The 5,539-nt window shown below is 62.3% G+C and carries 5 protein-coding genes; all 5 read left to right on the top strand.

The genetic code is table 11. The features are described from left to right. Window positions 1–1,540 (top strand): ATP-binding cassette domain-containing protein (locus ABJK70_RS19100; protein WP_347258791.1); only part of this gene is annotated, 1,540 nt, incomplete at its 5' end. Beyond that, window positions 1,537–2,100: an ABC transporter permease gene (locus tag ABJK70_RS19095; protein WP_347258790.1), complete on the top strand. Its 564-nt coding sequence runs from the start codon at window positions 1,537–1,539 to the stop codon at window positions 2,098–2,100. The genes ABJK70_RS19100 and ABJK70_RS19095, both read left to right, overlap by 4 nt. Then, a complete protein-coding gene (locus tag ABJK70_RS19090; protein WP_347258789.1) occupies window positions 2,058–2,672 on the top strand; it encodes an ABC transporter permease in 615 nt (204 codons plus the stop codon). The genes ABJK70_RS19095 and ABJK70_RS19090 overlap by 43 nt, the downstream gene beginning before the upstream one ends. Before the next feature lie 7 nt (window positions 2,673–2,679). Beyond that, window positions 2,680–3,801 carry an ABC transporter permease gene (locus ABJK70_RS19085; RefSeq protein WP_077732640.1) on the top strand — a complete coding sequence of 374 codons (1,122 nt, stop codon included), beginning with the start codon at window positions 2,680–2,682 and terminating at the stop codon, window positions 3,799–3,801. Window positions 3,802–3,867: 66 nt separating this feature from the next. Continuing rightward, window positions 3,868–5,247 (top strand): efflux transporter outer membrane subunit, encoded by a 1,380-nt coding sequence (locus ABJK70_RS19080; protein WP_347258788.1) that lies wholly within the window; start codon window positions 3,868–3,870, stop codon window positions 5,245–5,247. Window positions 5,248–5,539: the final 292 nt, after the last annotated feature.

Raw genomic sequence — 5,539 nt, 5'->3', positions numbered from 1 at the left:
CATCGACGCCTCGTCCGACCCGCAGGCCATACAGGACCGCATCGGTTATATGCCCCAGCGGTTCGGCCTCTACGAAGATCTGACCGTCCAGCAAAATCTGGATCTGTATGCCGAACTGCACGGCATCAGCCCAGCGGCGCGCATGGCGGTCTATCCCCGCCTGCTGCAGATGACCGCCCTCGGCCCGTTCACCGGTCGCTTGGCGGGAGCGCTCTCCGGCGGCATGAAACAGAAACTGGGCCTCGCCTGCACTTTGGTCCGTCCGCCCGACCTGTTGTTGCTGGACGAACCGACCGTGGGCGTCGACCCGTTGTCCCGCCGAGAGTTGTGGGAAATCGTGCGGCGTCTGGTGCGTGAGGAGGCGTTGACGGTCATCGTCAGCACTTCCTATCTCGACGAGGCCGCGTTCTGCGACCATGCCGTGGTCCTGCATCAAGGCAAAGTGCTCGCGGAAGGGACACCGGAGGAGATCACCTCTCGGGCGGAAGGGCGCGTGTTTTTCGCCACCTCCTCCGAGGGCTCCACGGCCCGCTCTCTGCAGGCACGCCTGTTCAAGCATCCAGGTGTGGCGGACGCCGTACCCGAGGCAGGGAAGGTTCGGGTCGTTACCCGCTCGTCGCGCGTCCCTCAAGATGATGGCGGAGAGGGCGGCCTCGAGTTTGAACCCGCAGCCCCGCGCTTCGAAGACGGCTTCATGGCGCTGTTCCGAGCCGCGGTCGGCGAGATCCATTCCCCATCCATCACGCTGGGCCGCCGTCCCAGCGAGGCGGTCGGCGTTCCTTCCGTGGAAGTTCTCGATCTGGTTCGGACCTTCGGCGACTTCGTCGCCGTGAACCATGTGTCCTTTCAGGTACGGCGCGGGGAAATCTACGGACTGTTGGGGCCGAACGGGGCGGGCAAGAGCACCACGTTTCGCATGCTATGCGGGCTGATCCCGGCCACTGGCGGGCGCCTCCGGGTAGCGGGGGCCGATTTGAGGACCGCCCGTGCCGAGGCACGGGCGAAACTGGGCTACGTCGCTCAGAAATTCTCGCTCTACGGCGACCTTTCCGTGGATGAGAACCTGGATTTCTTCGCGAGCGCCTATGGTCTGCGCGGTTCCAGAAAACGCGACCGCATCGCCTGGGCGAAAGACCAGTTCGATCTCGGCCCGATGTCGGCCTTGCCGAGCGGAAAGCTGCCGGGGGGGTACAAACAGCGGCTGGCGATGGCCACGGCGCTGCTGCATGAACCGGAAATCCTGTTTCTGGATGAGGCGACCAGCGGTGCCGATCCTCTGGCTCGCCGCGAGTTTTGGGGCCGGATCACGGCCCTGTCGGAACAGGGGGTGACCGTCGTCGTCACGACCCACTTCATGGAAGAGGCCGAATATTGCGACCGTGTGATCATCATGGATGGCGGCATCGCCCTGGCGGAAGGCTCGCCGGCGGCGATCCGCGCCCAGGGGGAGCCCCGAAGTGGGCAGCTGCCCACCATGGAGGATGCCTTTATTGCCATCGTCGAGCAATCCCGGCACAGCGTAGGGAAGGCGGCGCAATGACCGGCCAGGAGCTGATGGCGCGAAGCCGTGCCCGGCGGGTATGGGCATTGATCCGCAAGGAAACCTGGCAGATCCTCCGGGACCCCAGCGCCATCGCCATCGGCGTCGTCCTGCCGATCGTGATGTTGATCCTGTTCGGCTACGGGCTTTCCTTCGATCTCAAGCATCTCCCCGTCGCAGTCGTCGTCGAGCACGCTTCCGAAGAGACCTCCGCCGTCAGCGCGGCGCTGAGCCTTTCGAGCTATTTCCGGGTACACCCGGTCAATACCATGGCCGAGGCGGCGAGGCTGATGACCGAGCATCAAGTCAGCGCCGTCGTTCGCTTTCCGCCCCATTTCGCACGGGATGTGGCGCGCGGCGAAGCCGATCTGTTGGTGGCGGTCAACGCGACGGACGCCAACACCGCCCGCATCGCGATCAGTTACGCAAGGGGCGCGGTAGCGACCTGGCTGGCTCGCGAGATCGCCGAAGGCCGCGCCGCTGCAGGCGGCTCTGCTATCGCCATCGAGGGCCGGCTGTGGTTCAACGAGGCCAACGAGAGTTCCTGGTTCCGGGCCTGATCGTCCTGATCATGACCTTGATCGGAGCCTTGCTGACCTCCCTGGTCATCGCCCGGGAATGGGAGCGCGGCACCTTCGAGGCGCTGTTCGCGACCCCCGTTCGTCCCGTCGAAATCCTGCTGAGCAAAACCGTGCCCTATTTCGTCATGGGCATGTTCGGGCTCGTCCTTGCGGTTGCCGGCAGCCAGTTTTTGTTCGCCGTCCCCTTGCGTGGGTCGCTTTGGCTGCTGGTGCTGGTCTCCTCGCTCTACCTGCTGGTGGCGCTCGGTATGGGACTGGTGATTTCGTCGGCGACCAAGAGCCAATTTCTCGCCAGCCAGATCACCTTTCTGGTGACCTTCCTGCCAGCGACCCTGCTGTCGGGCTTCATCTTCGACATCCGCAGCATGCCCTGGGGCGCCCAGATCGTGACCAGCATCTTTCCTGCCCGCTATTTCGTCAGCTCGCTGCAGACCCTGTTTCTGGCCGGGGACGTGTGGCCCATCATCCTGCCCAACGCGCTCGTCCTCGCCGGCATGGCCGCACTGCTCATGGCCATGGCCGCCAAGGCGACCCGCAAGCGCATCGACTGAGGTTGCCATGACCGACTCCTTATTTCGCATCCTCGCCCTCATCCGCAAGGAGCTTCTGGCGATCCTGAAAGATCGCAAGAGCCGGGTCACGGTGTTCGTGCCGCCCATTTTGCAGTGCCTGATTTTTGGCTACGCCGCCAGTTACGATCTGAACCATGTCCCCTATGTGCTGCTCGATCGCGATCACAGTGCGGCGTCGCGGGCCTTCATCGCCACCCTCGATGGTTCGGGCACTTTCGATCGTATCGCCACGCTGCAAAACGCTTCCGACATTGCCGACCCGATCACGGATCGCCGCGCTGTCCTCGCGGTGATCATCGACCGGGACTTCGAGCGCCAATTGATGGCGGATGGTACCGCCAAGGTCCAGGCGATCGCCGACGGGCGCAACACCAACACCGCCGGAACCGCGCAAGGGTATGTGAGCACCCTGGCCGCGAACTTCGTGCAGAGGTGGCGCCAGGAGAACGGCGTTACGCCGCCGCCCGGCATCAAGGTGACGCCCCGGGCGTGGTATAACCCCAACCTTGAGACACAGTGGATCATGATTCCCTCGTTGATCGGGACGATCACCATGATGATGACGATGAGCCTGACCGCCATGTCGGTGGCTCGCGAACGGGAGGCAGGCACTTTCGAGCAATTGCTGGTGACGCCTTTCCGTCCCTACGAGATCATGGTCGGCAAGGCATTGCCGTCGATGATCGTCGGGCTGATTCAGGCCACCTCGATCCTGCTGGTCGCCCAGCTATGGTTCCAAATTCCCTTTGCGGGCTCCTACTTCGTGCTTTACCTGAGCCTTGCCGAGTTCCTGGCGGCATCGGTCGGGATCGGCTTGTTCCTCTCCTCCATCGCCCGAAACATGCAGCAGGCCATGATCGGTACGCTCGTGGTGATGATGCCGTTCATGCTGCTGTCCGGCTTGACCACGCCGGTGATGACCATGCCGGACGCACTTCAATACCTTACCGCCGTGAACCCGCTCCGTTATGCCATCAGCATGACGCGCCAGATCTATCTGGAGGGTGCCGGCATCGTCCAGCTGCTGCCCGAAATGCTGGCACTTCTGATGATTGCGGCCGTGACGCTGCCCATCGCCGCCTGGATGTTCCGCAACAAGCTGGCTTAGTGCGGACACAGTAGAACGGCAGGCGATGGTCTGGATGAAAAAACGCACAACAGATACACAACGACATTGAACACCAAGCTCCAATTTTCACTGTCACTATTCGCAATGAGCCTGGCGGCATGCACGGTAGGTCCAGATTATCGGGCGCCTGTTCCGGCCGTTCCGGATCGATGGCACGCAGATGAGAAGATCGGCGCCGATCTGCTATGGGCCAAACCGGAAAATTTGAAGGCATGGTGGCGAGCCTTCGGCGATTACGAACTGGATCGCCTCATGGATCGAGCTTTGGCGCGCAATCTCGACGTGAAAATCGCACTGGCCCGAATCGAACAGGCCCGAGCCGAACGGAGCAGCACCCGCGCAGAACTGTTTCCGTCGGTCGATGTGACGGGGGGCGTGCAGCGCCAAGATAACCCGATGCCCGGCCTGAGGCCGGGCATACGCTACAACCTGTTCGAGATCGGCTTCGATGCCTTGTGGGAAATCGATCTGTTCGGACGCCAGCAAAGGCGCCTCGAGGCGGCCTCGGCGGAACTGGAAGCGGCCGGTGACCAATACGCTCAATCCCTGGTGACGTTAAGCTCCGAGCTGGCGCGCAGTTACATCGACTACCGCAACGCTCAGGCCCTGCTGGCCATCACCCGATCGAACCTGGACAGTATGCGGCAGACCGTGGCGCAGACCGAAAGGCTGCTGCAAGAGGGCATCGGAACCCGCCATGATGTGGTGCGCGCCAAAGCCCAAGCGGAGACCACCGAGGCGCAGATTCCCACCCTGGAAGCCGGCAAGACCGCTGCCCTGCGTCAATTGGAAGCGCTGACGGGCCAGCAGCCCGGTGCGCTGGCCGCCGATACCATCCGCCATCGGCCTGACCTGCGCGCCGCCGAGCGCCAGTTGGCGGCCGCTACCGCGATGCAGGGGGCGGCTATCGCGGAGCTGTTTCCGAAAATCTCGCTGTCGGCGTTTCTCGGATTGCGAAATACCGATATCGAAAGTTTGTTCAAGTCCGCGGCGTTTTCCTATGGCAACGCCGCCAACCTGGTGCAGCCCTTGCTCAACTTTGGCCGCATCAAGGCAGGAATCAAGCTGGCCGAGGCCAAACAACGGGAAGCCTATTTTGCTTACGAAAAGGGTGTGCTGGAGGCGCTCAAGGAAACCGAAACCGCGCTGACCCGCTATCTCAAGGAAGAGATCCGACGTCAAACGCTGGCACGCGCGGTGGAGGACCAGCAAGAGGCGGTGCGTTTATCCCAACTGCGCTTCGAAGCCGGCGTCATTTCCCTGCTGGACGTGCTGGTTGCACAACGCGCCCTGTATGCGGTGGAAAGTGAACTCGCTAATTCACGAGCCCTCACTGCCGTTAATCTGATTTCTCTGTACAAATCTCTGGGAGGCGGGGCTAACGCCACGCCGCCGCTGGTTGCTGCCGACGGCAAGAAATCATGAGTTTGTGAGTCATCGGCGCGGCTGGCTCGAGAGGGGTAGGGTAACGCATTTTGCTGGCCGGTGGTTCTTTATCAGCTCGGCATGTCCGGCTGAGCTTAACCTCAACCTGGCGTCAGACCAGCCGGCTTAGATGCGTCAGAGTAGAGTCGATTTAAGCCTTTTCTGATATGCCCGACGTGTGCTCTAAGCTTCAACCTGACACCCCGTACCCTTGGCGTCAATGCCGTTAAGTTAAGACGAATGACGTCACCCCGGCAGGGAAGGGTGGCTTCGGTGCTCCAATCGCAAACGG

It is taken from the genome of Methylocaldum sp. (assembly GCF_039794385.1).
Lineage (GTDB): Bacteria > Pseudomonadota > Gammaproteobacteria > Methylococcales > Methylococcaceae > Methylocaldum.
Note: the sequence above shows the minus strand (reverse complement) of the source record. Positions and strands in the feature narration are given on the sequence as shown.

Coding starts and splice junctions, on each gene's coding strand:
- ABJK70_RS19095 (WP_347258790.1), top strand. CDS start 1,537: ATGACCGGCCAGGAGCTGATGGCGCGAAGCCGTGCCCGGCGGGTATGG.
- ABJK70_RS19085 (WP_077732640.1), top strand. CDS start 2,680: ATGACCGACTCCTTATTTCGCATCCTCGCCCTCATCCGCAAGGAGCTT.